29 protein-coding genes are annotated in these 26,985 nt (G+C 53.0%); 16 read left to right on the top strand and 13 right to left on the bottom strand.

What is annotated here, in order from left to right; translation table 11 throughout:
- Window positions 1-27: 27 nt before the first annotated feature.
- The gene (gene dtpA / locus HV318_RS01480; protein WP_182271223.1) at window positions 28-1,536 is read left to right on the top strand and encodes a dipeptide/tripeptide permease DtpA; all 1,509 of its coding nucleotides are present in this window, start codon (window positions 28-30) and stop codon (window positions 1,534-1,536) included.
- 108 nt (window positions 1,537-1,644) lie between these two features.
- Complete coding sequence (gene gstA, locus HV318_RS01475; protein WP_182271222.1) at window positions 1,645-2,250, top strand: glutathione transferase GstA; 606 nt, start codon at window positions 1,645-1,647, stop codon at window positions 2,248-2,250.
- A gap of 56 nt (window positions 2,251-2,306) precedes the next feature.
- Here the strand turns inward: gstA and pdxY are convergent, their stop codons facing one another.
- The 5 genes from pdxY to anmK all read right to left on the bottom strand — a co-directional run bounded on the left by pdxY (window position 2,307) and on the right by anmK (window position 6,888).
- A complete protein-coding gene (pdxY, locus tag HV318_RS01470) occupies window positions 2,307-3,167 on the bottom strand; it encodes a pyridoxal kinase PdxY (RefSeq protein WP_182271221.1) in 861 nt (286 codons plus the stop codon).
- Window positions 3,168-3,232: 65 nt separating this feature from the next.
- Window positions 3,233-4,507, bottom strand: a complete 1,275-nt coding sequence (gene tyrS / locus HV318_RS01465) for a tyrosine--tRNA ligase (RefSeq protein ID WP_182271220.1) — start codon at window positions 4,505-4,507, stop codon at window positions 3,233-3,235.
- A gap of 125 nt (window positions 4,508-4,632) precedes the next feature.
- Entirely contained in the window at window positions 4,633-5,289 is a 657-nt protein-coding gene (pdxH, locus tag HV318_RS01460) for a pyridoxamine 5'-phosphate oxidase (protein WP_182274502.1), read from the bottom strand.
- Window positions 5,290-5,346: 57 nt separating this feature from the next.
- Window positions 5,347-5,670: a C-type lysozyme inhibitor gene (gene mliC / locus HV318_RS01455; RefSeq protein ID WP_182271219.1), complete on the bottom strand. Its 324-nt coding sequence runs from the start codon at window positions 5,668-5,670 to the stop codon at window positions 5,347-5,349.
- 93 nt (window positions 5,671-5,763) lie between these two features.
- On the bottom strand, window positions 5,764-6,888 hold the full coding sequence (gene anmK / locus HV318_RS01450) for an anhydro-N-acetylmuramic acid kinase (protein WP_182271218.1): 1,125 nt from the start codon (window positions 6,886-6,888) through the stop codon (window positions 5,764-5,766).
- A 251-nt stretch (window positions 6,889-7,139) separates the two neighbouring features.
- On the opposite strand from anmK, the gene slyB reads away from it, so the two are divergent.
- Complete coding sequence (gene slyB, locus HV318_RS01445; protein WP_182271217.1) at window positions 7,140-7,607, top strand: outer membrane lipoprotein SlyB; 468 nt, start codon at window positions 7,140-7,142, stop codon at window positions 7,605-7,607.
- A gap of 204 nt (window positions 7,608-7,811) precedes the next feature.
- A complete protein-coding gene (locus HV318_RS01440; RefSeq protein ID WP_182271216.1) occupies window positions 7,812-9,173 on the top strand; it encodes a sensor domain-containing diguanylate cyclase in 1,362 nt (453 codons plus the stop codon).
- A gap of 36 nt (window positions 9,174-9,209) precedes the next feature.
- Here HV318_RS01440 and slyA read toward each other — a convergent pair whose 3' ends face one another.
- A complete protein-coding gene (gene slyA / locus HV318_RS01435; protein WP_182271215.1) occupies window positions 9,210-9,650 on the bottom strand; it encodes a transcriptional regulator SlyA in 441 nt (146 codons plus the stop codon).
- Window positions 9,651-9,835: 185 nt separating this feature from the next.
- On the opposite strand from slyA, the gene HV318_RS01430 reads away from it, so the two are divergent.
- From HV318_RS01430 to HV318_RS01420, 3 genes are read left to right on the top strand one after another with little or no spacing between them, the layout of a single operon-like run.
- Window positions 9,836-10,072: a DUF1656 domain-containing protein gene (locus HV318_RS01430; protein ID WP_182271214.1), complete on the top strand. Its 237-nt coding sequence runs from the start codon at window positions 9,836-9,838 to the stop codon at window positions 10,070-10,072.
- Between the two features lie 2 nt (window positions 10,073-10,074).
- Window positions 10,075-10,938, top strand: a complete 864-nt coding sequence (locus HV318_RS01425; protein ID WP_196391372.1) for an efflux RND transporter periplasmic adaptor subunit — start codon at window positions 10,075-10,077, stop codon at window positions 10,936-10,938.
- On the top strand, window positions 10,935-12,968 hold the full coding sequence (locus HV318_RS01420) for an FUSC family protein (RefSeq protein ID WP_182271212.1): 2,034 nt from the start codon (window positions 10,935-10,937) through the stop codon (window positions 12,966-12,968). The genes HV318_RS01425 and HV318_RS01420 overlap by 4 nt, the downstream gene beginning before the upstream one ends.
- Here the strand turns inward: HV318_RS01420 and sodC are convergent.
- From sodC to HV318_RS01405, 3 genes are all read right to left on the bottom strand, one after another.
- On the bottom strand, window positions 12,947-13,465 hold the full coding sequence (sodC, locus tag HV318_RS01415; protein ID WP_182271211.1) for a superoxide dismutase [Cu-Zn] SodC: 519 nt from the start codon (window positions 13,463-13,465) through the stop codon (window positions 12,947-12,949). The two genes, HV318_RS01420 and sodC, sit on opposite strands and share 22 nt — an antisense overlap.
- A 78-nt stretch (window positions 13,466-13,543) precedes the next feature.
- Window positions 13,544-14,440 (bottom strand): aldo/keto reductase, encoded by an 897-nt coding sequence (locus HV318_RS01410; protein ID WP_182271210.1) that lies wholly within the window; start codon window positions 14,438-14,440, stop codon window positions 13,544-13,546.
- A gap of 48 nt (window positions 14,441-14,488) precedes the next feature.
- Window positions 14,489-14,728, bottom strand: a complete 240-nt coding sequence (locus tag HV318_RS01405; protein ID WP_182274501.1) for a DUF1289 domain-containing protein — start codon at window positions 14,726-14,728, stop codon at window positions 14,489-14,491.
- A 149-nt stretch (window positions 14,729-14,877) separates the two neighbouring features.
- On the opposite strand from HV318_RS01405, the gene eptA reads away from it, so the two are divergent.
- From eptA to rnt, 5 genes are all read left to right on the top strand, one after another.
- Window positions 14,878-16,503 (top strand): phosphoethanolamine transferase EptA, encoded by a 1,626-nt coding sequence (gene eptA / locus HV318_RS01400; RefSeq protein ID WP_182271209.1) that lies wholly within the window; start codon window positions 14,878-14,880, stop codon window positions 16,501-16,503.
- 41 nt (window positions 16,504-16,544) lie between these two features.
- Window positions 16,545-17,144: a TetR/AcrR family transcriptional regulator gene (locus HV318_RS01395; protein ID WP_182271208.1), complete on the top strand. Its 600-nt coding sequence runs from the start codon at window positions 16,545-16,547 to the stop codon at window positions 17,142-17,144.
- Between the two features lie 53 nt (window positions 17,145-17,197).
- Window positions 17,198-18,295: an alkene reductase gene (locus HV318_RS01390; protein WP_182271207.1), complete on the top strand. Its 1,098-nt coding sequence runs from the start codon at window positions 17,198-17,200 to the stop codon at window positions 18,293-18,295.
- Between the two features lie 100 nt (window positions 18,296-18,395).
- On the top strand, window positions 18,396-18,803 hold the full coding sequence (gloA, locus tag HV318_RS01385; protein WP_182271206.1) for a lactoylglutathione lyase: 408 nt from the start codon (window positions 18,396-18,398) through the stop codon (window positions 18,801-18,803).
- Window positions 18,804-18,899: 96 nt separating this feature from the next.
- Complete coding sequence (rnt, locus tag HV318_RS01380; protein ID WP_182271205.1) at window positions 18,900-19,556, top strand: ribonuclease T; 657 nt, start codon at window positions 18,900-18,902, stop codon at window positions 19,554-19,556.
- Between the two features lie 58 nt (window positions 19,557-19,614).
- On the opposite strand, the gene grxD is transcribed toward rnt, so the two are convergent.
- Window positions 19,615-19,962 carry a monothiol glutaredoxin 4 gene (grxD, locus tag HV318_RS01375; protein ID WP_003832760.1) on the bottom strand — a complete coding sequence of 116 codons (348 nt, stop codon included), beginning with the start codon at window positions 19,960-19,962 and terminating at the stop codon, window positions 19,615-19,617.
- 338 nt (window positions 19,963-20,300) lie between these two features.
- Here grxD and HV318_RS01370 point away from each other — a divergent pair, with 338 nt between their 5' ends.
- Together HV318_RS01370 and sodB are read left to right on the top strand one after the other, a co-directional pair.
- Entirely contained in the window at window positions 20,301-21,077 is a 777-nt protein-coding gene (locus tag HV318_RS01370) for a C40 family peptidase (protein WP_182271204.1), read from the top strand.
- A gap of 122 nt (window positions 21,078-21,199) precedes the next feature.
- Window positions 21,200-21,781 (top strand): superoxide dismutase [Fe], encoded by a 582-nt coding sequence (gene sodB / locus HV318_RS01365; protein WP_182271203.1) that lies wholly within the window; start codon window positions 21,200-21,202, stop codon window positions 21,779-21,781.
- A gap of 37 nt (window positions 21,782-21,818) precedes the next feature.
- On the opposite strand, the gene HV318_RS01360 is transcribed toward sodB, so the two are convergent.
- A complete protein-coding gene (locus tag HV318_RS01360; RefSeq protein ID WP_182271202.1) occupies window positions 21,819-22,985 on the bottom strand; it encodes an MFS transporter in 1,167 nt (388 codons plus the stop codon).
- A 164-nt stretch (window positions 22,986-23,149) separates the two neighbouring features.
- Entirely contained in the window at window positions 23,150-23,239 is a 90-nt protein-coding gene (gene cydH, locus HV318_RS01355) for a cytochrome bd-I oxidase subunit CydH (RefSeq protein WP_042319665.1), read from the bottom strand.
- A gap of 298 nt (window positions 23,240-23,537) precedes the next feature.
- Here cydH and purR point away from each other — a divergent pair, with 298 nt between their 5' ends.
- A complete protein-coding gene (gene purR / locus HV318_RS01350) occupies window positions 23,538-24,563 on the top strand; it encodes an HTH-type transcriptional repressor PurR (protein WP_182271201.1) in 1,026 nt (341 codons plus the stop codon).
- Between the two features lie 17 nt (window positions 24,564-24,580).
- Here the strand turns inward: purR and punR are convergent, their stop codons facing one another.
- Complete coding sequence (gene punR, locus HV318_RS01345) at window positions 24,581-25,492, bottom strand: DNA-binding transcriptional activator PunR (protein WP_182271200.1); 912 nt, start codon at window positions 25,490-25,492, stop codon at window positions 24,581-24,583.
- Window positions 25,493-25,607: 115 nt separating this feature from the next.
- Here punR and punC point away from each other — a divergent pair, with 115 nt between their 5' ends.
- Entirely contained in the window at window positions 25,608-26,807 is a 1,200-nt protein-coding gene (gene punC / locus HV318_RS01340) for a purine nucleoside transporter PunC (protein ID WP_182271199.1), read from the top strand.
- Window positions 26,808-26,985: the final 178 nt, after the last annotated feature.

Below are 26,985 nucleotides of genomic sequence, written 5' to 3'. Positions count from 1 at the left end.
ATATGGGATGTAAAAAAAGAGGTATATGTGTCTACTGCAAACAATAAACCAACAGATGAAAGCGTGAGTCTTAACGCTTTTAAACAACCAAAAGCGTTCTATCTCATCTTCTCTATCGAGTTATGGGAGCGTTTTGGTTATTACGGCCTGCAAGGGATCATGGCGGTTTACCTGGTCAAACAACTGGGTATGTCCGAAGCGGATTCCATCACGCTGTTCTCTTCTTTCAGTGCCCTCGTGTACGGTCTGGTCGCAATTGGCGGCTGGCTGGGTGATAAAGTCCTCGGTACCAAACGTGTGATTATGCTGGGCGCTATCGTTCTGGCTATTGGTTACGCGCTGGTTGCATGGTCTGGCCACGATGCCGCTGTCGTCTATATGGGTATGGCGACCATCGCAGTAGGTAACGGTCTGTTCAAAGCGAACCCGTCTTCCCTGCTCTCTACCTGCTACAGCAAAGATGACCCACGTCTGGACGGTGCATTCACGATGTACTACATGTCCGTGAACATCGGTTCCTTCTTCTCTATGCTGGCAACACCGTGGCTGGCAGCAAAATTCGGCTGGAGCGTTGCGTTCTCTCTGTCCGTTGTCGGTATGCTGATCACCGTAGTGAACTTTGCCTTCTGCAAACGCTGGGTTAAAAACTACGGTTCAAAACCAGACTTCGAGCCAGTGCATATGGGCAAACTGCTGGCAACCATCGTTGGCGTGGTGATCCTCGCAACGATCGCAACCTGGCTGCTGCATAACCAGGGCGTTGCGCGTGCCGTTCTGGGTCTGGTTGCTCTGGGTATTGTGTGCATCTTCGCGAAAGAAGCCTTCGCCATGCAGGGTGCTGCACGTCGTAAGATGATTGTGGCGTTCATCCTGATGCTGGAAGCGGTTATCTTCTTCGTACTGTACAGCCAGATGCCAACGTCTCTGAACTTCTTCGCCATCCGTAACGTAGAGCACTCCATCCTGGGTATCGCGTTCGAGCCGGAGCAGTATCAGGCGCTGAACCCGTTCTGGATCATGATTGGTAGCCCAATTCTGGCTGCTATCTACAACAAGATGGGCGACCGTCTGCCAATGCCACACAAGTTTGCTATCGGCATGGTACTGTGCTCTGGTGCATTCCTGGTGCTGCCACTGGGCGCGAAATTTGCGACCGACGCAGGTATCGTCTCCGTGAACTGGCTGATCCTGAGCTACGCGCTGCAGTCTATCGGTGAGCTGATGATCTCTGGTCTGGGTCTGGCAATGGTTGCACAGCTGGTTCCACAGCGTCTGATGGGCTTCATCATGGGTAGCTGGTTCCTGACCACTGCAGGTGCAGCCATCATCGCGGGTAAAATCGCGAACCTGATGGCGGTGCCTGATAACGTGACCGACCCACTGGTTTCCCTGAATGTCTACGGTAGCGTATTCATGCAGATTGGCATTGCAACAGCGGTTATCGCCGTTCTGATGCTGCTGACAGCGCCTAAACTGAATCGTATGACCCTGGACGACGACAAAATCGCAAAAGCGACCAAAACCGCTACCGCGTAATGTCATCGGGAAACGACTGAACAGAAGCCGCTAACTTTGCGTTAGCGGCTTTTTTTTTATCCGTTCGCGCACTAACATAGCTGGAACCTCAGCAAAAAGGAGTTACCGATGAAACTGTTCTACAAACCGGGCGCGTGCTCTCTTGCTTCTCATATTACCCTGCGCGAGAGCGGCAAAGATTTCACGCTGGATGGCGTTGACCTGATGAAAAAACGCCTGGAAAACGGCGATGACTTCTTTGCTATCAACCCGAAGGGACAAGTTCCGGCCCTGCTGTTAGATGACGGTACGCTCTTGACTGAAGGCGTGGCGATCATGCAATTCCTGGCCGATAGCGTGCCTGACCGTCAACTGCTGGCACCTGTAAGCAGCATTTCCCGCTACAAGACGCTGGAGTGGCTGAACTACATTGCAACCGAGCTGCACAAAGGCTTCACGCCACTGTTCCGCCCGGATACACCAGAAGAGTTCAAGCCGACGGTGCGTGCCCAACTGGAGAAAAAGCTGCATTACATTAACGACTCGCTGAAAGACGATCAGTGGATTTGTGGTACGCGGTTCACCATTGCCGATGCCTATCTGTTTACCGTTCTGCGCTGGGCGCGGGCGGTTAAACTGAACATGGAAGGGTTAGACCATATTGCATCTTATATGGAACGTGTGGCAGCGCGCCCTGCGGTGGCTGCGGCGCTGAAAGCGGAAGGATTGAACTAAGCTGTTTGTCTTGCCGGGTGGCGCTAACGCTTACCCGGCATACAAAATGCAAACCGTTATAATTGTGTCGCGCTGAAATACTGCTCCGGCTTCGCGATACGATCCTGCGCCGCAACGACCTGTAACTCATATTCCTGTCTGCTTTTCGTCGCAACCATGATTTCGTAAACCGCCGCAGTAACATGCTCCAGCGCATCACGCAGCGTCGCTCCCTGAAGCAACTTCACCAACAGCAGGCCGCTGGTCACATCACCAACGCCAACCGGCTGACGTGCGCCAAAATCCACCAGCGGACGGCTGATATGCCAGGCTTCGTCTTTGGTCACCAGCAGCATCTCAAAACGATCCTGGCTCACTCCTGCACGCGCAAGATGTTTCACCAGCACAATCTCTGGCCCCAGGGCAATCAGCTCACGGGAAGCGCTAACCGCCTCTTCTACGCTGTTGACCGGATGCTCGCAAAGGATCTCCAGCTCGATCAGGTTTGGCGCAATAATATCGCTGGCAGGCAGCGCGTGACGAACATGGAATTCAGCCACACCGGGGGCCACAATGCAGCCTTTCTCCGGATGCCCCATCACAGGGTCGCAGAAGTATTTTGCCGCCGGGTTCGCCGCTTTCACCTGACGCACGATGCCGAGAATATGTTCTCCCTGCTCTGCCGAACCGAGGTAACCGCTCAGGACGGCGTCACAGCGTTTAAGCTGATCGATATCGGCAAGGCCTTGTACAATCTCCGTCAGATGCGAAGGCGGCATCACACAGCCGGCCCATTTACCGTATTGCGTGTGGTTTGAGAACTGTACGGTATTGAGGGGCCAGACGTTGGCCCCGAGGCGACGCATCGGGAATTCCGCAGCGCTGTTGCCAGCATGTCCAAAAACGACGTGAGACTGAATGGCGAGGATGTTCTTCATTTTTTGCTTACCAAACCCTTACAAACAAAAAGGGCGTGGTTTCCCACGCCCCTGCATACAGTTAATTACTTCCAGCAGACCAGACAGTAATTTTTCTTACCGCGACGCAGCAACGTGTAACGTCCGTACAGACGATCGCTGTCAACGAAGGTGTATTCCGGGTCAGCCTGTTTTTCACCGTTGATGGTGATCGCGTTAGAAGCGATGGTTTTGCGAGCCTGACCGCGGGACGGCTGCAGCTCAGAGTCCACCAGCGCCTGCATCAGGTCTGCACCTTTTTCCATTTCAACCATCGGCACACCATCCTGCGCCAGCTGTTCGAAGTCCGCTTCGCTCAAATCGCTCAGCGTGCCGTTGAACAGGCTTGCAGTAATGCGTTTTGCCGCCGCCAGACCTTCTTCACCGTGAACCAGTTTGGTCACTTCATCGGCCAGAACGTACTGAGCGCGTGGTGCTTTACCGCTGTTTTTGTCTTCTTCTTCCAGGGCATTAATTGCGTCAATGTCCATAAAGGTGAAGAACTTCAGGAAGCGGTACACATCAGCATCAGCCGTGTTGATCCAGAACTGGTAGAATTTGTACGGGCTGGTTTTCTTCGGATCGAGCCATACCGCACCGCCTTCGGTTTTACCGAATTTAGTCCCGTCTGCTTTGGTGATCAGCGGAACAGTCAGGCCAAAGACCTGGTTCTGGTGCAGACGACGCGTCAGATCGATACCGGAGGTGATGTTACCCCACTGGTCTGAACCCCCAATTTGCAGGGAAACACCGTGCAACTTGTTCAGGCAGGCAAAGTCATAACCCTGCAACAGGTTGTAGGAGAACTCGGTAAAGGAAATCCCCTGGTCGTCACGATTCAGACGCTGCTTCACCGCTTCTTTGTTGATCATCTGGTTAACAGAGAAGTGTTTACCGATATCACGCAGGAAGGTCAGCACGTTCATGCCACCAAACCAGTCGTAGTTGTTCGCGGCAATGGCAGAGTTTTCACCACAGTTGAAGTCGAGGAACGGTGCAACCTGTTTGCGGATTTTGTCCACCCACTCCTGCACGGTGTCTTCGGTGTTCAGTTTACGCTCAGCGGCTTTAAAGCTTGGGTCGCCAATCAGACCGGTCGCGCCGCCAACCAGGGCAACAGGTTTATGGCCTGCCATCTGGAAGCGTTTCAGGCATAACAATGGAACAAGATGCCCCAAATGCAAGCTGTCAGCGGTGGGATCGAAGCCGCAATAGAGCGCGATCGGGCCTTGCGCCAGTCGCTCTGCTAACGCTTCCTCGTCCGTCACCTGGGCCACGAGGCCCCGCTCTTGCAATTGTTTAATCAAGTTACTGCTTGCCATCAAATTCTCCATGTATAAACGACTGCACCTTTGCCGGTACACGACTTTTCGCCTGATGCGAAAGGTACATAGAATAAAGCGCTGACGCACGTAGCGCTAGCGCTTAAAACAACAAATTTCGGGGATTACGGAGCCAGTCTGTCGATTTTCCAGCCACCGTTGTCACGCTGGTATAAAAAGCGGTCGTGCAGGCGATGTTCGCCCCCCTGCCAGAACTCCATCTGTTCGACTGGAATGCGGAAACCGCCCCAGAAGCTGGGGAGAGGAACTTCCCCCTTCTGGAACTTCTGTTTCAGCTCAAGGAATTTACTTTCCAGCACACCGCGGGCAGAGATACGGCTGGACTGTTTTGATACCCAGGCCCCGATCTGGCTGTCGCGCGGACGGCTATGGAAATACTTCACCACTTCCAGCGTGGAGAGGCGTTCCGCTTTACCGGTCACCATGACCTGGCGTTCCAGCATGTGCCACGGAAACAGCAGGCTAATGCGAGGGTTGTTTTCCAGATGGTGAGCTTTGCGGCTGCCCAGGTTGGTATAAAACACCAGCCCTTTTTCGTCATAGTGCTTAAGCAGAACGATGCGCTGATAAGGCTGACCATTCTCGTCAACCGTCGCGACAACCATCGCGGTTGGATCGGCAAGTTTCGCTTCACAGGCCTGCTTCAGCCAGCGTTCAAAAAGCACCAGAGGTTCGGCGGGAAGATCCTGGCGGCGCAGGCCGCCTTTGGTGTATTCACGGCGCAGATGCGCAATTTGCTGCAGTTCGTCGTTATCTGACATGGCGTTAGCTGAAATAGACATTGGGTGGCGCTATTGTGCGCCGCCCCTGTAAAAATCTCAACGCTTCGGATTTTGCAGCTGGCAATTGTTCAGCACGATGCGGTCGCGTTTGTAAACCGTTGCACTGTCACCTTTTGACCAGAATACGTAGATACCGTCCGTATACCGTGCGCCAGAGGCCGACATCCCCTGCTTCAGATTAAGCAATTTGTTGTCGTAGACAAAGCTGGCTTCCTGACGCGGGTTATTCAGCTTCACGGTCAGCGGTTTTTCATCACAGCGATACTCCAGCGTATCTGTCTGCATGCGCTCAACGAGTTGGTTATAGACGCTGCACCCTGTCAGTAGAAAAGGGAGAGCAACAAGAAGAAGTTTTTTCATGGGCGTATTCCAAGACTATCCTGGTCCTGGAGGACATTGCTGCCCTCCTGTTTTTATTCCATTTTAGTGGTTACGCACCGCGCTGAATTTAAGTTAACTCTGATTATGACGCGGATTTGCCGGGAAAATAGCCCCAAGCACGCTCGCTTCCCGTGCACCGGTTACCGAAGGCAAATTTCCCGGTAATCCGGCAACCGTACGCCAGGCAAGCCAGGCGAAAGCCAGCGCTTCCATATCATCACCGCTGATACCCGCTTCGTCCGTGGTCGTGACTTCAGTACCCGGCAGTAATCCGGCAAGACGCGCCATCACCAGCGGGTTGCGGCTTCCACCACCGCAGACCAACAGACGCTCACACCCACCGCTGAGAAGGACCTGTTCAGAGATCGAGATGGCCGTTAACTCAGCAAGCGTCGCCTGGACATCCTGCGGTGCAAGTGCCGGGAACTGCGCCAGCTGACGTTCAAGCCAGCCATAGTTGAAATATTCACGTCCCGTGCTTTTTGGTGCGGGGGCGGCAAAATAGGGGTCGCTCAGCATGGACTGCAACAGCGGAATAATCACTTTGCCTTCACAGGCCCACTGCGCATCTTTATCGTACGGTTTACCGCGTTGACGCCAGATCCAGGCATCCATAAGCATGTTGCCGGGGCCGGTATCGTAACCACGCACAGGCTGCTCAGGGATTAACATCGACAGGTTGGCAATACCACCAATATTGAGCACCATACGGCGTTCTACCGGGTGTGCCAGCAACGCCTGATGGAATGCCGGCACCAGCGGCGCACCTTGCCCGCCAAGTGCAATATCACGACGGCGAAAATCCCCCACTACTGTGACACCCGTTTTCGCCACAATCTGGTTGTTATCGCCAATTTGCAGGGTGTTTGGCGCATCACCGGTTGGCTCATGCCAGACCGTCTGGCCGTGGCAGCCAATGGCAACCACATCCTGCGGCTGAAGATTTTCTTTGTGCATCAGTGCCAGTACCGCCTCCGCAAATAGTGCACCCAGCCGCACATCAAGCTGTCCGAGCTGTGAAAGCGTCAATGGCTGTCCCTGGCAGATGCTCAGAATGTCCTCTTTCAGCGAAACAGGGATCGGCCAGCTCAGGCTTGCCTGCTGCGCCACCATGTTTTCATCTATTGCGGCCAGAACGACATCCACCCCATCAAGACTGGTGCCTGACATCACACCAATGTAGCGACCCGATTTCATGCGCTTTCCTTAGGTTGTGTGGTCTTAAGGTAAACACTGAATCATAAACGGCGCTGCTTTGCTATGCAGCGATAGCATTTTTTAACAATCTCAGACACGTAGCACGCAGGGAGTTGTTTATGTCTTGTTAAGCTAAATACAAGTACAATTTTCCCATTGTTAATGCAAAGATATGAACTATGGCTCCTTATGCCATATAATTTAGCCATAACGGAGCCCAACCGGGCACTTTTGGTGAACAGGAGATTCAAATGATTTTACGTGTACTGGGCGTTTCGCTGATCGGATTGACGCTGGCTGGCTGTGTGAATAACGATTCTCTTTCTGGCGACGTTTATAGCGCATCTGAAGCTAAACAAGTTCAGAACGTGACTTACGGTACCATTGTCAACGCACGCCCTGTTCAAATTCAGGGTGGCGATGAAAACAACGTCATGGGCGCGATCGGCGGTGCGGTGCTGGGTGGTTTCCTGGGTAACACCGTCGGCGGCGGAACCGGTCGTTCCCTGGCAACCGCAGCAGGTGCTGTTGCCGGTGGTGTAGCAGGCCAGGGCGTTCAGGGTGCAATGAACAAAACCCAGGGCGTAGAGCTGGAAATTCGTAAAGATGACGGCAATACCATCATGGTTGTGCAGAAACAAGGCAGCACCCACTTCTCTGCGGGTCAGCGCGTTGTTATCGCCAGCAATGGCCAACAGGTGACGGTGTCCCCGCGTTAATATCATACCGGATGTGGCCGCCAGGCCACATTCGCTTACATTACCTGTCATTTCATAATATTGTTTTACAAAATTTCCTTCCTCGCTAATTATTAAACCCTGCTTACATTGTTCCTGCGCAAAGTATTCTTTTTTTAATTCCGTTAAACTATTTATATTCACGCTGTCTATTAATTTAGTATTATTATATTGTTAAAAATGGGTATGATTTCGATTAATCGCTATGTAAAGAACCGTTATATCTCTTTCTGCCTGGGTTGCATTATTGTGGTCGGGGTATTGCAGGGGCTATTTTTAAAGCTTGCCGAAGCAGTGCCGTCATTTTCACCGCTCTTATTCCCGACACTGACCATTTTTTTACTCGTCTTCCATCTGTTCATTGCCTGTTTTATGGCGATGAAATACTGGTGTGACCGAAAGCGGTTGTATCTGGTCGCGATTGCGTTCGCCTTCACAGGATTGGCGCTGTTGATGGCAGGCACGCTTTCCTGCTTCCCGGCATGGCTTGACCTCTATCAGTTCAGCATTATTAACTATAACGATGCGATGATCTTCTTCATGTTCCGCCATCTCTTAATGGCTGTTCTGATTTTCACGTCGGCCTTACTGTATGCCATGCGCGATCGCCCGTTCTCCCGGATGACCCACGTTGCTATTGTTGTCGGTATGTTCCTGTTCACCGCAGGCATGGTTACGCTTGCCTGGTTTTATTCCAGCCACTCTGCGCTGTTTACGTTAGATCTTGTCGATAATGAAACGCGGCAATTTATGGTGCTCTGGAGTCAGGTCATCAATATTAGTTTAATCATCTTATGGATTGTTGTATTAACAACGCTGATGATTATTACGCGCGTGCGCAATCTTTTCTGGATTGGCGGTAATTTCTTATGCATTTGTTATATTACGACACTCATCATGCTTTTACTGGGTGGACACGCTGAAGATATCGACTGGTACCGGTCCCGTTTATTTGAGACAGTGGCAACGCTGCTCATTATTTTCGTGCTCCTTTACGATGTATTTAATCTGTATCGTGACTCGCATTTAAAGTATCAGCAATCTTATCAAAATTCGATTCGCGATCCGCTTACGCGTCTCTATAACCGCAGTTATTTTTATGATGCATTAAATCAGGCGATCGATAATGCTAACGCATCCCGTCCGGTTTCGGTCATTGTCAGTGATTTGGATCGTTTTAAGCGCATTAACGATTGCTACGGGCATCTGCAGGGGGACAAGGTGTTGCAGTTTGTCGCCCATCTGCTGATGGATTCCGTGCGGCCACAAGACATCGCGGCGCGAATCGGAGGGGAAGAGTTTGTGTTGATGCTGGCAAATACGCCGTCAGACGCCGCACGTCAGGTTGCAGAGAGAATACGGATGAATCTCAGTAGTTTCGATAAAGCCAGCAGCGAGGGGCAACTGCCGGAGCCCATTACCATCAGTATGGGTGTCTTTACGACAACGTCACCGAATATCACCGCCGAAGAGTGCGTGGAAAGCGCCGATAAAGCAATGTACGAGGCAAAAGAGACAGGTCGCAACCGCGTCGTCGTCTTCCAGTAAAAAAAGGCCTTGCATCAGCAAGGCCTTTTTATGTTATCAGTCGCGTGACTGCAGCTCATGGATGTTTTGCTCAAGCCGTCCAATGAGACTGATGAGCATTTCGAGCTCCGCCGGTGAAACCCCTGACAGGATTTCCCCTCGCGTTTTGCTGATCACGGCTTCCATCTCAGTAATGATTGGAGCCGCTTTCTCCGTCAGTTTAATCCGCTTAGCGCGACGATCGCTGGCGCAGGTTTGCCGGGAGATCAGCCCCTTCTCTTCCAGCTGATCGAGTGTGCGTACCAGTGACGGCTGTTCAATACCGATCGCTTTTGCCAGTTGAATTTGTGACTGTTCGGGCGGAAGCTGATGAATATTATGCAGCGTGACCCAATGCGTCTGTGTCAATTCCAGAGGTTTCAGGCGATGGTCAATCAGAGCACGCCAGACGCGTACTAACCTTGCCAGATCAGAACCTAATGGCGATTCCAATTTCATCTCCTTATAATTAGCTTGCTAAGTTATTATACTGATTTTAGAATAGTGTGCAGCATTTATATTGCCAAAACAAATGCAATACGACATTCATCAACACCAAAAGTATGATTTACACTGAATACCGATGTTCCATTTTATAAAACAGGCCGTCGTGACCATTTATCCACTGCAAAGGAACTCTGCTCGTGAAGTTCTTTCATAGCGCCACGGGGTTACCCCTTCAGGACTTGATCTTCGGTGCATCAGTCTACTTTCCTCCCCTGTTTAAAGCCGTCCTGGTGGGCTTTATGATCTGGCTGGTCGCACACCGACTGCTTCGCGACTGGATGTATTCCGGTGAGATCTGGCACCCCATGCTCATGGATCTCTCTTTGTTTGCCTTGTCCGTATGCCTGGGCCTTGCTGTGTTGATTGTGTGGTGAATATATCCATGAAAACGCTGAAGTATTTTTCTACTCTTTTTGTTCTTGCGCTGGCTCTGGTTGCCGGTTGGTGGCTCTGGAATTTTTATATGCAGTCCCCCTGGACGCGCGACGGTAAAATCCGCGCTGAGCAGGTCAGTATCACCCCACAGGTTTCAGGAAGTATCACAGCGCTTCTTGTTAAGGATAACCAGTTCGTTAAAAAGGGCGACGTTTTATTCCGCATCGATGAAACTCCCTTTCATATCGCTGTACTCAATGCCGAAGCTCAACTGGCGAAAGCCCAGTCTGATTTAGCAAAAGCAAACAACGAAGCAAATCGCCGTCGCCATTTGTCGCAAAACTATATTTCCGCCGAAGATTTAGATACGGCCAACATCAACGTGAAAGCCATGCAGGCAAACCTCAACGTGGCTGAAGCCACGCTAAAACAGGCGCAATGGCAGTTGACTCAAACCGTGGTACAGGCTCCGGTCGATGGATGGGTGACCAACCTCTCGACCCGTGAGGGGAACTATGCCACCACCGGACAACCCGTCTTTGCCCTGGTTGACAGCCACTCCTTTTATATCGTGGGTTATTTTGAGGAGACCAAGCTTCGCCACATTCGGGAAGGCGCTCCTGCCACAATCACGCTTTACAGCGGATCGCAAACGTTACAGGGTCACGTTTCCAGTATTGGTCGTGCCATTTACGATCAAAGTGTCGAAACGGATTCAGGCCTGGTGCCAGACATCAAGCCTAACGTACCGTGGGTGCGTCTGGCACAGCGCGTTCCGGTTCGCGTGGAATTTGACCGCTTACCACAGGATCTCACGCTGGTATCCGGCACAACCTGCACGGTCTCTATCGGGACTCGTCAATGAATCTGTCGGCGTTATCCTGGCGACACACGCCCTGGGCTAAAGCGACAGCCTCTCAGTGGCGCTACGCGCTGCGTAACGTCATTGCAATGTGCCTGGCGCTAACAATCGCCTATTATCTGAATCTTGATGAACCTTACTGGGCGATGACCTCTGCCGCGGTGGTGAGCTTCCCTACCGTCGGCGGTGTGATCAGTAAAAGTCTTGGCCGCGTTGCCGGAAGCCTGCTGGGAGCCACCGCGGCGTTAATTATTGCGGGCCATACGCTGAACGACCCGTGGCTCTTTTTGCTAAGCATGGCGGCGTGGCTGGGGTTTTGCACCTGGGCCTGCGCCCATTTTACCAATAACGTCGCCTACGCGTTCCAGCTGGCGGGTTATACCGCCGCGATTATTGCCTTTCCGGTAGTCAACGTTCTGGACACCACCGAGCTTTGGGATATCGCCCAGGCACGTGTATGTGAAGTCATTGTGGGTATTCTGTGCGGCGGGGTCATGATGATGATCCTGCCCAGCACCTCCGACGGTACAGCGCTTATCTCCGCCCTGAAGACCATGCATGCCCGTTTACTGGAGCACGCAAGTCTGCTCTGGCAACCTGATACCAACGATGAAATCCGTCTTGCGCATGAAAAGGTCATCGGCCAGATCCTGACCATGAACCTGTTACGTATTCAGGCCTTCTGGAGCCACTACCGTTTTCGCCGCCAGAATACGCTGCTTAACTATTTGCTCCACCAGCAGCTGCGGATGACCAGCGCCATCTCCAGCCTGCGCAGAATGTTGCTTAACTGGCCGACTCCGCCAGAAAACACCCGCGCCGTGATCGAAACGCTGCTTGCCGCCCTCGCGCGGCCAGATACCGACATCTACACCGTGGCACGTATTATCGCGCCGCTCGTGCCAACGGATGAGTATGATTATCGCCACCGCGCCTTCTGGCAGCGCCTGAACTACTTTTGCCGGTTGTATCTGCGCAGTAGCCGCTGGATCACTGCCGTAGAAAATGCCACCCCGATAACCGAATTCACCGTACCGGGCAGCCCGGCTCTAGCACGCCACACCGACAACATAGAAGCGTTGTGGAGTGGGTTTCGCACCTTCTGCGCGCTTACGCTGGTTGGTGCCTGGAGTATCACCACGCAATGGGGATCCGGAAGCGCGGCCCTCACGCTTGCCGCCATTAGCTGCGTACTCTATTCCATTGCTGCATCACCGTTTAACTCCCTCACGCTGTTGATGCGCACGCTGGTATTGCTGTCGCTGTTCAGTTTTATGGTGAAATTTGGGTTGATGGTGCAGATAAGCGACTTATGGCAGTTTCTGCTGTTTCTGTTTCCGCTCTTAACCACCATGCAGTTGCTGAAGCTGCAAATGCCAAAACTGGCCGGTCTCTGGGGGCAGTTGATTGTTTTTATGGGTTCGTTTATCTCCGTGACCAACCCGCCGGTTTATAACTACGCTGATTTTCTCAATGACAATCTGGCGAAGATCCTCGGCGTGGGTCTGGCGTGGCTGGCGTTTGCCGTGTTACGGCCCGGTTCAGATGCCCGTAAGAGCCGCAGACATATCCGCGAGCTGCGCCGGGGGTTTGTTGACCAGCTCAGCCGTAAACCGCATCTGCGTGAGAGTGAGTATGAATCGCTGGTCTACCACCATGTAAGCCAGCTCAATAACAGCCAGGACTCCCTGGCCCGCCGCTGGTTGCTGCGCTGGGGCGTAGTGCTGTTGAACTGCTCGCATGTGGTCTGGCAGCTTCGCGCATGGGAAACACGCTCCGACCCGCTGTCGCAGGTGCGTGATGTCTGTATTTCCCTGCTTCGCGATGTGATGAGTGAACGCGGGGTTCAGCAACGTCCGCTGGAAGCCACGCTTGCCGAGCTTCAGCGGATTTGCGGTACCCTTGCGCACCACCATTCACCCGCAGCGCGTGATTTAGCCTCAATAATCTGGCGGCTACACTGTTCGCTGTCGCAGCTGGAACAGGCTCCCCCGCCAGGCACGATTGGCGATCAGATCACCCCGCAGGCATAGCGTACTCCGCCACCGCCGAGCGGTTTAGGTTGATCGGACATATTGTCGCCGCCGACGTGGATCATCAGCGCTTTGCCTTTGATCTCATCCAGCTTTTTCAGCCGCGGTGCAACAACCGGCTCCGTGGCTTTACCGTCGTTATTCACCACCAGTACGGGTAAATCGCCAAGATGCCCCATACCGTTCGGGCCTTCATGTTTGCCGGAATGCAGCGGGTCAAAGTGGCCTCCTGCCGCTTCCGCCGCTGAGGCTTTACCCTCTTTCAGCGCAGGCTGGCAGCTACCTTTGGCATGAACATGAAAACCATGTTCGCCAGGAGGAAGGGTGTTGAGATTGGGGGTAAACTCCAGCCCTTTATCGGTTTCCGTGATTTTCACTGTTCCGACAGACTGGCCGACGCCCTGAGGCGTGACAAGATTCATTTCGACGTTCTCGCTGGCTGCCTGCGCTCCTGCGCAAACAACCAGCGTGATGAGTGCCAGAGCAAAACGCGTCATATGACCTCCCGGGTTATTTTTGCCCCTTAAGTTTATACCAGGGGCGGTAATCTCACCGGAAAGTCACGGTATTCCAGATTAAGGTACGTCGTACCCCAGAGCGGCTTTGCGGATACGGAACCACTGTTGACGGGTCATCTGCAGTTCTTCTGCTGCCAGCGCAGAGCGGACGCGTTCAATTTTACCAGAGCCAATAATAGGTAGCGGTTTTGACGGCAGACGAAGGATCCACGCGTAAACCACCTGTTCAATGCTCTGGGCATTCAACTCGCGGGCAATGGTTTCCAGCTCATTGCGCAGCGGCTGGAACTCATCATCATTAAACAGACGCCCCCCACCCAGGCACGACCACGCCATAGGGCGGATACGGAGCTGTTGCAGCTGATCGAGTGTGCCATCCAGCAGCAACGGCTGATGAACCGGGGAAATTTCTACCTGGTTGGTCGCCAGCGTAAACGGCAGGCGCGACTGCAGCAGCGCAAACTGCGCAGGCGTGAAGTTCGATACGCCAAAATGACGCACTTTTCCACTTTGATGCAGGTTCAGAAACGCTTCTGCCACTTCATCGGCATCCATTAACGGGTCTGGACGGTGGATCAGCAGCAGGTCGATATGATCCGTCGCCAGATTGACCAGCGACTGCTCGGCACTCTTGATGATGTGCGCGCTGTCAGTGATGTAATGCCCCAGTACGTTTTCCGGTATTGCCGTGGTGGCAATACCGCATTTGGTGACGATTTCCATACGCTCGCGCAGCGCCGGAACCTGCTTAAGCGCCTCACCGAACGCAGCTTCACATTGGTAGCCGCCATAAATATCAGCATGATCGACCGTAGTGATCCCTAAATCGAGATGCTCCTCAATGAAACCCGCCAGCTGAAGGGGGGACATATTCCAGTCCATCAGACGCCAGTAGCCCATCACAAAACGGGAGAACTCCGGCCCCTGGGGAGAAAGGGTAATACGCTGAACCATAACATTTTCCTCAAGGAAGTAATGTCACGAGTATACGCAATTACCGTGTTAAAACAGTGAAGGTTGCTGGGGTTCTTCAGTTTCCCCCGCTTTGTTTGCGCGAATTTTGCGCAGAAGACGTTGTCGACAGAGACGAATAATGTCCTGTTTTTGCGTATCGCTAAAGTTTTGCCAGTTAAAACGCTCATCGCGGGTACGCATGCACCCACGGCAGTACCCGCGTTCATCCGCCTGACAAATTCCCCGGCACGGGCTCTGGATGGGGAAAAACTCCAGTTGCTCTGCCACACTCACCTCCAGAAACCGATTCTCACCTACAGTGAAGACGTTAAACGCCGCGCGTGCAAGGGCTTTACCACAGATTTGTGGCATTAAGGTTTCACTAATCTTCCCTCTCTATACTCGCTCAATCATTAAAATTACAGGTTTCTTTATCGATGTGGTTAATCAAAAAGTTACAATGTAACGACATTAAATTTACTCTGGGTTGTGCGTTTTTCTTTACTCTGCTGAATGCTCTCTTCATACAGCGCAGCTGGGCTATTATTGCGCCTGCGCAATTACACGACATTCTCTTTGCGGCTTCCGTCCCTCTGGTCCTTTTTTGCGGCTGGGTGATTGTTTTCAGTTTCCTCAATATTCCCTTTATCCGTAAACCGCTGCTGATCGTATTAACCATGGGATGCGCCGCAGCGACTTACTTCATGTATACCTACGGTGCAGTTATCGATCAGAACATGATTGTTAACGTGTTCGAGACGAACTCTCAGGAAGCCACCGCGCTGGTTACGCCACAAATGCTCCTGTGGATTGTCGTCGCCGGTGTTATTCCTTCCGTGGTGCTGGCCCTGACGCGCATCCGTGCCGGAAAATGGTGGTATGCCCTGCTGATGCGTTTTGCCGCGATGCTCGGTGCTCTGCTGATTATCATTCTGGTCGCTGCCGTATTCTATAAAGATTACGCATCGCTGTTCCGTAATAACAAAAGCATCGTCAAAATGGTCACCCCGGCGAACTACGTCAGCGGCATCATCAAATACAGCAAGACACGCTGGTTCGCAGGCGATCAAACGCTGGTACGCATTGGTGAAGATGCCCACAAAGGCCCGCTGATTTCTGGTCAACAAAAGAAAACCGTCCTGGTTCTGCTGGTCGGTGAAGCTTCACGTGCAGCAAACTACTCGCTGAATGGTTATACGCGTGAAACCAACCCGCAGTTGAAAAAACAAAATATCATTAACTTCCCGCAGGCTTCCTCATGCGGGACGGAAACGGCGGTCTCTGTCCCCTGCATGTTCTCCGGCATGACGCGCCAGAAATACGATGCAGACCTGGCCCGCCACCAGGAAGGTCTGCTCGACGTGCTCGGTCACGCGGGTATCAACCTGCTCTGGCGTGATAATGACGGCGGCTGTAAAGGTGCCTGCGACCGCATACCCCATACAGACATGACCCAGTGGAAACTGGATCAGTTCTGCAAAGACAAATCCTGTATTGACGACGTGAACTTCTATCGTCTGGACAACGTGCTGGACGGACTGAAGCAGGATACCGTGCTGGTTATTCACCTGATGGGCAGCCACGGCCCGGCATACTACCGCCGTTACCCGGATAACTTCCGCCAGTTCACGCCAACCTGTGACACCAACGAGATTCAGGATTGCGATCACCAGGCGCTGATTAACACCTACGACAACACCATCCTGTATACCGACAGCATGGTAAGCAAAACAATCGATACGCTGAAGGCACGTCAGGGCAGCATGAATACCGCGCTGATTTATCTCTCCGATCACGGTGAGTCGCTGGGTGAAAGCGGTATTTATCTGCACGGAACACCGTACATGCTGGCTCCTGAGCAGCAAACGCACATTCCATTTATGTTCTGGCTGTCCCCGGACTATACGAAGAACTTTGGCATTAACGAGCAATGTTTACGTGACCGTGCAGCAAAAGATGCGGTTTCACAGGACAATTTGTTCTCCACTGTTCTGGGTATGATGGATGTGAAATCAAAGGTTTATCAACAAAACCTGGATATTCTGAACGCGTGTCGTCAGTAAAATCACTTGTAATAGACCGAACGGTCTATTACAGTGCGGCCATGAGCAGAAATACTGAGCACGATACACGAGAACACCTACTGGCGACCGGCGAGCGTCTTTGTATGCATCGCGGGTTCACCGGTATGGGGCTGAGCGAGTTATTAAAAACCGCTGAGGTACCGAAGGGATCGTTTTATCACTACTTCCGATCCAAAGAAGCCTTCGGTGTGGCGATGCTGGAGCGGCACTATGCCTGCTACCATCAGCGCCTTGCCGCCCACTTCGCCAGCGGCGAAGGTAACTATCGGGATCGTGTTCTGAATTACTATCAGGAAACGCTGACGCAGTTCTGTCAGCAGGGCATCATCAGCGGTTGCCTGACGGTAAAACTCTCTGCTGAAGTGTGCGATCTTTCTGAATATATGCGCACGGCGATGGATAAAGGTGCCAGTGGGGTGATCGCCCTGCTTGCGCAGGCGCTGGAGAAAGGTCGCAACGAAAAGACGTTGTCCTTCCCTGGTGAACCTTTAACTCAGGCACAGGTGTTATACGCTCTCTGGTTAGGCGCTAACCTGCAGGCCAAGATTTCTCGCAGTGCGGTGCCGCTCGAAAGCGCACTGGCACATGTGAAAAGCAGTATTACAACGCCTGGCGTTTAGCAGGCGTTTTTATTTACTTAATTACTAGTCGACTGGTCTACTCAGGAGTCTTTATGTCCGCTGAAAAATTATTTACCCCACTGAAAGTGGGTGCTGTTACCGCGCCAAACCGTGTGTTCATGGCTCCACTTACCCGCCTGCGCAGCATTGAGCCGGGTGACATCCCAACGCCTCTGATGGGTGAGTATTACCGTCAACGTGCCAGCTCTGGCCTGATCATCTCCGAAGCCACGCAGATTTCTGCCCAGGCAAAAGGCTACGCGGGCGCACCGGGTCTGCACAGCCCTGAACAGATCGCCGCCTGGAAGAAAATCACGGCCGGTGTTCACGCTGACGAAGGTCGCATTGCGGTTCAACTGTGGCACACCGGTCGTATCTCTCACAACAGCATCCAGCCTGGCGGCCAGGCACCGGTTTCCGCCTCTGCCCTGAGCGCAAACACCCGTACTTCCCTGCGTGATGAAAACGGTCATGCGATCCGCGTCGACACTTCCATGCCGCGTGCGCTTGAGCTGGAAGAGATCCCGGGTATCGTGAATGATTTCCGCCAGGCCGTTGCGAATGCACGTGAAGCCGGTTTCGACCTGGTTGAACTGCACTCTGCCCACGGCTATCTGCTGCACCAGTTCCTGTCACCGTCTTCTAACCATCGTACCGACCAGTATGGCGGCAGCGTCGAAAACCGCGCCCGTCTGGTGCTGGAAGTGGTTGATGCGGTATGTAAAGAGTGGAGCGCAGACCGTATCGGCATCCGCGTCTCCCCAATTGGTTCTTTCCAGAACGTTGATAACGGTGCAAACGAAGAAGCGGATGCTCTGTACCTGATTGAGGAGCTGGCTAAACGTGGTATTGCTTATCTGCACATGTCTGAGCCTGACTGGGCTGGCGGCCAGCCTTACACCGAAGCCTTCCGTCAGAAAGTCCGCGAGCGTTTTAACGGTGTGATCATCGGTGCAGGTGCATACACGCCTGAGAAAGCAGAAGATCTGATCAACAAAGGTCTGATCGACGCGGTGGCGTTTGGTCGTGACTATATTGCCAACCCGGATCTGGTTGCGCGTCTGCAACATAAAGCAGAACTGAATCCGCAGCGCCCGGAAAGCTACTACGGTGGCGGCGCAGAAGGCTACACCGACTACCCTTCTCTGTAATCCCTCCCTTGTGCATTGATAGCGGCGACACTTCGCCGCTATACTAAAACATCGTTTCTGTTCAAAAAGATCATCCATTCCATTGGTTAATGAGGAAATTATGCGCCTACTTCACACCATGCTGCGCGTTGGCGACCTGCAACGTTCTATCAATTTCTACACTAACGTACTGGGTATGAAACTGCTGCGTACCAGTGAAAACCCGGAATACAAATACTCACTGGCGTTTGTGGGTTACGGCCTGGAAACGGATGAAGCGGTTATTGAGCTGACCTACAACTGGGGCGTGGATGCATACGAGCTGGGCACGGCATACGGTCATATCGCGCTGGAAGTGGATAACGCGGCTGAAGCCTGCGAACGCATCCGCAGCAACGGCGGTAACGTCACGCGGGAAGCCGGCCCGGTAAAAGGTGGAACGACCGTGATTGCATTTGTTGAAGATCCAGACGGTTACAAAATCGAACTGATTGAAGCCAAAGACGCTGGTCGCGGTCTGGGCAACTGATCCCGCAGGGCGCAATATGCGCCCGTAGTTTTACTGCATCCCCGCCCAAAATTTGCCATAATGCGCTCTGCTTTTTTCCCCTTGTAAGAGACCCTGATGTCCGATAACGCTCAATTTACCGGTCTGTGCGACCGTTTTCGTGGTTTTTATCCCGTTGTCATTGATGTAGAAACAGCCGGATTTAACGCTAAAACCGATGCGCTGCTTGAAATTGCCGCCATCACGCTGAAGATGGATGAACAGGGCTGGCTTACTCCGGACACCACGCTGCATTTCCACGTTGAACCGTTTGAGGGGGCAAACCTCCAGCCAGAAGCGCTGGCCTTTAACGGTATCGACCCGAAAAACCCACTGCGCGGCGCGGTGAGTGAATACGAAGCCCTTCACGCCATTTTTAAAATGGTGCGTAAAGGCATGAAAGATAATGACTGTAGCCGTGCCATTATGGTGGCCCATAACGCCACGTTCGATCACAGCTTTACGATGGCCGCTGCCGAACGCGCGTCACTTAAGCGCAACCCCTTCCACCCGTTTGTGACGTTTGATACTGCGGCACTGAGTGGTCTGGCGCTGGGGCAAACGGTTTTATCCAAAGCCTGCATCACGGCGGGTATTGATTTTGACGGTACGCAGGCGCATTCCGCGCTATATGACACGGAACGTACGGCTGAACTGTTCTGCGAAATTGTGAACCGCTGGAAACGTCTGGGCGGCTGGCCGCTGCCGATGGGTGAAGACGCAGGCCAGGAATAGCGGGCCCAGCGTAAAAAAAGCGACCTTAAAAGGTCGCTTTTTTGTCTGCACAGAAAACTTATTCTGCGTCCGGCTCTTCCGTTTTGTACTTCGCCGCCGTCTCTTTGATCAGCTGCTGCAGTTCGCCACGCTGATACATTTCAATCAGGATGTCGCAACCGCCCACCAGCTCACCGTCTACCCACAGCTGTGGGAAGGTCGGCCAGTTTGCGTATTTTGGCAGCTCAGCGCGAATATCCGGGTTCTGCAGGATATCAACGTAAGCAAAACGTTCACCACAGGCAGACAGCGCCTGAACCGCTTGCGCGGAGAAACCGCAGCTTGGCAGCTTCGGAGAACCTTTCATGTACAGGAGAATCGGGTTTTCAGCGATCTGGCGCTGGATTTTTTCAATAGTGGTGCTCATGTCTTGCTTCCTTTAACTTCTGTTACGGCATTCGTCTGACATTGTAGCGGTTCAGACAGACATCGGAAAATAACATTTTTGTCACGTCTTATTATTTTAACGATTGTCGCTAAAAGTTGCATTCTAAATGGTGCTTATCCCTGTTCCCCGCAGGGTTTTGCTTAGGGAGTGAACAATAGTGCGACAAATCGATGAATTTTTTTGCACTTGCTAACGAAACATAATTTTAGATTGAAAAATGCTATTAACTTCTCGGGTTTTTATAGATTAGAATCGTCGGGCTTTGTAAATCACACGCAGGTATTATAGATGGCCTGCCTTTACCAGGGGACTGCCCAGTGGCGCGGATAAATAAAATCTCGATCACGCTCTGTGCTTTACTGTTTACAACATTCACTTTCACGCCAGTGGCGAACGCCTCTCAGCAGGCGCGGCATTCTGCTGTGCAAAAAACGCATCTGGCGAAGAGCACAGAACGTAATAAAAAAACCGCCAGTAAGAACGAAAAGAAGAAAACCACCACTCAGACCAAACAAACCGCCTCCAGCAAGACAAAAACAAAACCTTCCCGCACCGCCCACACCACAAAGAGTAAAGCCTCGCAAACTGCCGCTAACCTCATGACTGAAAAGTGTACCGTGCGTAAAGGTCATAAAACGAAATGCACGAAAGTCCCTAAAAAATTAGCGGAAGTGCATAAGGTTCGCGTGCAGAAAGCACAAAAAACGGCGATGAATAAACTGATGGGGCAAATCGGCAAACCGTACCGCTGGGGGGGAACCTCACCACGTACCGGTTTTGACTGTAGCGGCCTGGTCTATTACGCCTATAAAGATCTGGTGAAGTTCCGCATTCCACGTACCGCCAATGAAATGTACCACCTGCGCGATGCCTCTCCGGTTGACCGTGGTGAACTGGAAAGCGGCGATCTGGTCTTCTTCCGCACCCAGGGTCGCGGAATGGCCGATCACGTCGGCGTCTACGTTGGCAACGGGAAATTCATCCAGTCACCGCGCAGCGGCCAGGATATTCAAATCACCTCTCTGAGCGAAGACTACTGGGTGCGCCACTATGTGGGTGCGCGCCGCGTCATGACACCGAATACTATCCGCTGATCCCTGCCCTGCCGCTACCGTGGCAGGGTAAGTTCCTCTTTTGAATGCCCTTTCAATTTGCTACTCTATCCTCGTTGTGCGTATGGCTATACGCAACATAAAAAACAATAAGGAGAGAAGCAATGTCGTTCGAATTACCTGCACTACCGTATGCAAAAGACGCCCTGGCCCCACACATTTCTGTGGAGACCCTGGAATACCATTACGGCAAACATCATCAGACGTATGTCACCAATCTGAACAATCTGATCAAAGGCACCGATTTCGAAGGCAAAACGCTGGAAGAGATCGTACGCAGTTCAGAAGGTGGCGTATTCAACAACGCGGCTCAGGTGTGGAACCACACCTTCTACTGGCACTGCCTGGCTCCGAACGCCGGTGGAGAACCTGTTGGTGAACTGGCTGCCGCCATTAACGCCGCATTCGGCAGCTTCGCGGATTTCAAAGCGAAGTTTACTGATGCAGCAATCAAAAACTTCGGTTCTGGCTGGACCTGGCTGGTAAAAGAAGCTGATGGCAAACTGGCTATCGTTTCTACCTCTAACGCAGGCACGCCACTGACCACCAACGCAACGCCGCTGATGACCGTGGATGTGTGGGAACACGCTTACTACATCGACTACCGCAACGCGCGTCCTAACTATCTGGAGCACTTCTGGGCACTGGCTAACTGGGACTTTGTGGCGAAGAACTTCGCTGCATAAGAGATACGCAGAAGGGTTCGCCCTTCTGCGTTTTTGTTTATTCTGCGACGCAGGCCGTTTCAGGTTGTTTACGACCTGACATCATCACTAACAGCAGGCCCAGTGCGGCAATGATTGCCCCCATCACTGGCACAAAGCTGTAACCCAGCCCACCTGAAATCACGGCCCCACCGGCCGCCGCTCCCAGCGCATTACCCAGGTTGAATGCCCCGATATTGACGGAAGACGAAAGACCCGGTGCTTCATGGGCGACACGCATCACGCGCATCTGCAGCGGAGGAACCACGGCAAACGTTGCCGCACCCCATACCACCATCGCAATAGCTGCCCCCAGCTCGTTACGCGCCAGCCACGGGATCGCCACCATGATGACTATCAGCAGAGTTAAAAAGCCTTTCAGCGTTCCATTCACCGAACGATCGGCCAGTTTCCCGCCGAGATAGTTGCCGATGGAAAAGCCCACGCCGATCAACACCAGCATCGCGGTAATAAAGACCGGCGCTGCGTGGGTGATATCATGTAGCACCGGGGAAATATAGGTGTAGAGGGTGAACATCGCCCCGGCCCCCAGCACAGTGGTCAGCAGCGCGGAAAGTACCTGAGGGCGCATCAGCACCGCCAGCTCTTTGCGTACTTCAGGGCGTTCACCGACACTGCCTTTTGGCAGGGAGAAGAACAGCGCCACCATCGCGACCACCCCCAACGCAGCGGTGGCGAGGAAAGACATACGCCAGCCAATCACTTCTCCCAGCCAGGTGGCAGCAGGCACGCCACCAATATTGGCGATCGTCAGCCCCATAAACATGGTTGCCACCGCGCTGGCTTGCTTGTGTTTTGGTACCACACTTGCCGCCACAACAGACCCCAGCCCAAAGAATGCGCCGTGGTTAAGACTGGTCAGGATCCGTGACAGCATCAGCGTGGTGTAATCCGGTGAAATGGCGGAGAGCACATTGCCCAGCGTAAAGATAGCCATCAGGAAAATCAGCGCATTGCGCCGGGCGCGATGCGAAAGCAGCAGCGTCATCAGCGGAGCCCCCACCATCACACCAATGGCATAAGCACTGATTAACATACCGGCCGCAGGGATAGAGACGTCCACGCCCCGGGCGATAACAGGCAGTAACCCCATTGGGGAGAATTCAGTGGTGCCAATCCCGAAAGCGCCAATCGCCAGGGCCAGCAGAGGAAAATTGATTTTCATGAGTCAACTCCGGATGCCGTGTCATCACGCGACACAGAACAAAGAAGTCAAAAGCATGACATCAATCACAAAAAATGAGAAGTTAACAAATTGGCAAAAGATTTTTGCCAGAGGAGTAACAATCGGGAGATCCGGAGGGCGAGTACACTCTCCCTCCGCGTAAATCAGTGCAATGCAGCAGTCAGACCGCCAGCCACAATCAAAGCCAGCACAATAACGGTGGTCACCAGCGAAAACTTCAGATCGGAACTCATCAATTTTTCTCCTTTTAATCCCCACACGGAAAGTGAGCTTGCTCATTTTTACACAGTTTACATCAAAAATCTTCCTGGATTTAAACTGATAACCACTTTTGCTCTTCCCCTTTTCATCAAGATAGGACAAAATTCCACGCTAAATTTATTAGCGTACCGGCCATTGACCCCCTCCTGACGTCCCGTGTCGTTTTCCTGGCGTGCCGCAATTCAAAAGTTGCGAGATAAGGGTGAGAGAAGGCAAACGTTTACCTTCCAGTTTTTCAGGAGCTTAGGATATGGTCTGGAGTGACATTTAATGGCAACAATTAAAGACGTAGCAAAACGCGCAAACGTTTCCACTACAACCGTATCACATGTAATTAACAAAACCCGCTTTGTTGCGGAAGAGACGCGTAATGCCGTTTGGGCAGCCATCAAAGAACTGCACTACTCACCAAGTGCGGTGGCTCGCAGCCTCAAAGTTAATCACACCAAATCCATTGGTTTGCTGGCCACCAGCAGTGAAGCGGCCTATTTTGCCGAGATCATCGAAGCGGTAGAGAAAAACTGTTTCCAGAAAGGCTACACCCTGATTCTGGGCAACGCATGGAACAGCATTGAAAAACAGCGTGCCTACCTGTCGATGATGGCACAAAAGCGCGTGGATGGCCTTCTGGTGATGTGTTCCGAATACCCGGAGTCTGTTCTTTCCATGCTGGAAGAGTACCGCCATATTCCGATGGTGGTCATGGACTGGGGTGAAGCGCGCGCCGATTTCACCGATTCCGTCATCGATAACGCCTTTGAAGGTGGTTATATGGCAGGTCGTTATCTGGTCGAGCGCGGCCACCGCGAGATTGGCGTGATCCCGGGTCCGCTTGAGCGCAATACCGGTGCCGGTCGTCTGGCGGGCTTTATGAAAGCGATGGAAGAAGCGCTGATCACCGTACCGGAAAACTGGATTGTGCAGGGCGACTTTGAGCCGGAATCCGGTTATCGCGCCATGCAGCAGATTGTCTCCCAACAGCACCGCCCCACCGCCGTCTTCTGTGGCGGGGACATCATGGCGATGGGCGCACTCTGTGCGGCGGATGAGCTGGGTCTGCGCGTGCCGCAGGATATTTCTGTGATCGGGTATGACAACGTGCGTAACTCGCGCTTCTTCACCCCGGCGCTGACCACCATTCACCAGCCGAAAGACTCACTGGGTGAAACGGCCTTCAATATGCTGATGGACAGGATCGTCAGCAAGCGCGAAGAGTCACAGTCCATTGAAGTTCACCCGCGTCTCATCGAACGTCGTTCCGTTGCGGATGGTCCATTCCGCGACTACCGTCGTTAATCGCCATACGGAGCCAGCTAAGCTGGCTCCCGTAGCCACTCCCGGTTCAGCGTTTCACTGTCTCCCAGATAATCCAGTAGCCAGGCCATCGCGGGCGATACATCGTTTTGTTGCCAGGTCAGACAGCAGGCCGCATCCGGGAACGGATTCTCCAGCGTCAGCGCAACCCATTCGCCGGTGTCGATCCTCGGACGGGCAAAATGGACAGGCACCATCCCCACGCACAGCCCGGCGCTGAGACAGGTCGCAGAAGATGCCCAGTCCGGCGCAACCACCCGTCGCTGGTTATCCAGCAGCCAGGTAATACGCTTGGGTAGCGAACGCGAGGTATCTTCCAGCACCAGCGACGGCCAGTTGCGTAGCGTATCGTCACTCAGCGGCCCCTCCATTGCTGCCAGCGGGTGATCGCTGGCCACCACACATTTCCAGCTCAGCATCCCCATATCGCGAAACGCATAGCGCCCCCCAACGGGGATTGCCTGGGTCGCGCCAATCGCCATCTCTACCCTGCCGTCCGCCAGCGCATCCCAGACACCGTTGAACACCTCCTGCGACACGCGCAGCTCGACATCCGAGAAATGGCGATAAAAATCAACAACCATCTGCCGGGTACGTTCGGGTTTGACGATGTTATCCACGGCAATGGAAAGATGCCCTCGCCAGCCGTTGGCTATCTGCTGACACTGTTCACGGGTGATCTGCATTTTTTTGATAACAGAACGCCCTTCTTTCAAAAACCACGCTCCTGCGGGCGTTAATTCCACATCGCGATGACGCCGCTCAAACAGCGGTACTGCCAGCCACTCCTCCAGCTGACGCACCGTATAGCTGATCGCCGACGGGACACGGTGCAGCTCCTGCGCTGCACCACTAAAGCTGCCGTTGCGTGCGACAGCATCCACGACTTCAAGAGAATAATCTGACCACATTTTCTGCCTGCAAAAAATTTGAATGCACCCGCCAAATATTAGCGTTTCACAAGCCGGTTTGCACTCCCTACACTCTGCGCCAACATACCCCTGCCTCCTTAAAGAGAATAAAACCATGCAACCCAGGAAAGGATTTTTAGTCTGGCTCGGCGGCTTAAGCGTGCTGGGCTTTTTAGCCACCGATATGTACCTGCCCGCTTTCGCCGCGATGCAGGAAGATTTACAAACGCCAGCTGCAGCCATCAGCGCCAGCCTGAGTCTGTTCCTCGCCGGTTTTGCCTTCGCACAGCTGCTCTGGGGGCCGCTCTCCGACCGCTTCGGCCGTAAACCTGTGTTGTTACTGGGTCTGGCTATTTTTGCCGTGGGCTGTCTGGGCATGTTATGGGTACGCGATGCGGCCTGGCTGCTGGTGTTGCGCTTTGTTCAGGCTGTCGGCGTCTGCGCCGCTGCCGTGACCTGGCAGGCGCTGGTGACTGACTATTACCCGGCGTCACGCACCAACCGCATTTTCGCCACCATTATGCCGCTGGTGGGCCTCTCACCGGCACTCGCCCCGCTGCTGGGCAGCTGGATCCTGGCGCATTTCGACTGGCAGGCGATCTTCGCCACGCTGTTTGCCATTACTCTGGTGTTGATGCTGCCGGCATTCGCCCTCAAACCTGCACATAAAAAAGAGACGCATACCGGGGCAAAACCCATTACGTTTATTTCGTTACTGCGCACCAAAGCCTACCGTGGAAACGTACTGATTTACGCCGCCTGTTCCGCGAGCTTCTTCGCCTGGCTGACCGGTTCACCGTTTATTCTGCACGATATGGGGTATAGCCCGGCCGCCATCGGTCTGAGCTATGTTCCGCAAACTATCGCCTTCCTGGTCGGTGGCTACGGTTGTCGCGCCGCGCTGCAAAAATGGGAGGGTCAGCAAATGCTGCCCTGGTTACTGGGTCTGTATGCATTAAGCGTGATAGGTACCTGGTCTGTTGGCTTTATCCCACACGTTGGTCTGGCCGAAATTTTGATTCCATTCTGTGTAATGGCGGTCGCTAACGGTGCTATTTACCCTATCGTCGTGGCGCAGGCGTTACGTCCGTTCCCACAGGCGACAGGGCGTGCAGCTGCGCTGCAAAACACCCTGCAACTGGGTTTGTGCTTCCTGGCAAGCCTAGTGGTTTCTGCACTGATTGCCACGCCGCTGTTGACCACCACCAGCGTGATGCTGGTTACCGTTGCGCTGGCCGCCATTGGCTATCGTATGCAGTCATCAGCACAACGTGAGCAGAATGACAGCACTCAGGCGGAAACCACACATGCATAATCGCACCCGAAATTATGTTGCATTTCAGTGATTAGGTTGCTAAGAATTTTTTATTGAATCACCAAATTTTGAGGCCTATACTAAATTTGGTTCGATTAAATACGATAAATATTAAGTGTTAACGGGAGCCGGAGTGCTCCCGTTTTACCAGGGAAGGCATTTCGGCAAGGGTTATCTC

It is taken from the genome of Enterobacter sp. RHBSTW-00901, from assembly GCF_014103115.1.
Taxonomy (GTDB): Bacteria; Pseudomonadota; Gammaproteobacteria; order Enterobacterales; family Enterobacteriaceae; genus Enterobacter; species Enterobacter cloacae_P.
Note: the sequence above shows the minus strand (reverse complement) of the source record. Positions and strands in the feature narration are given on the sequence as shown.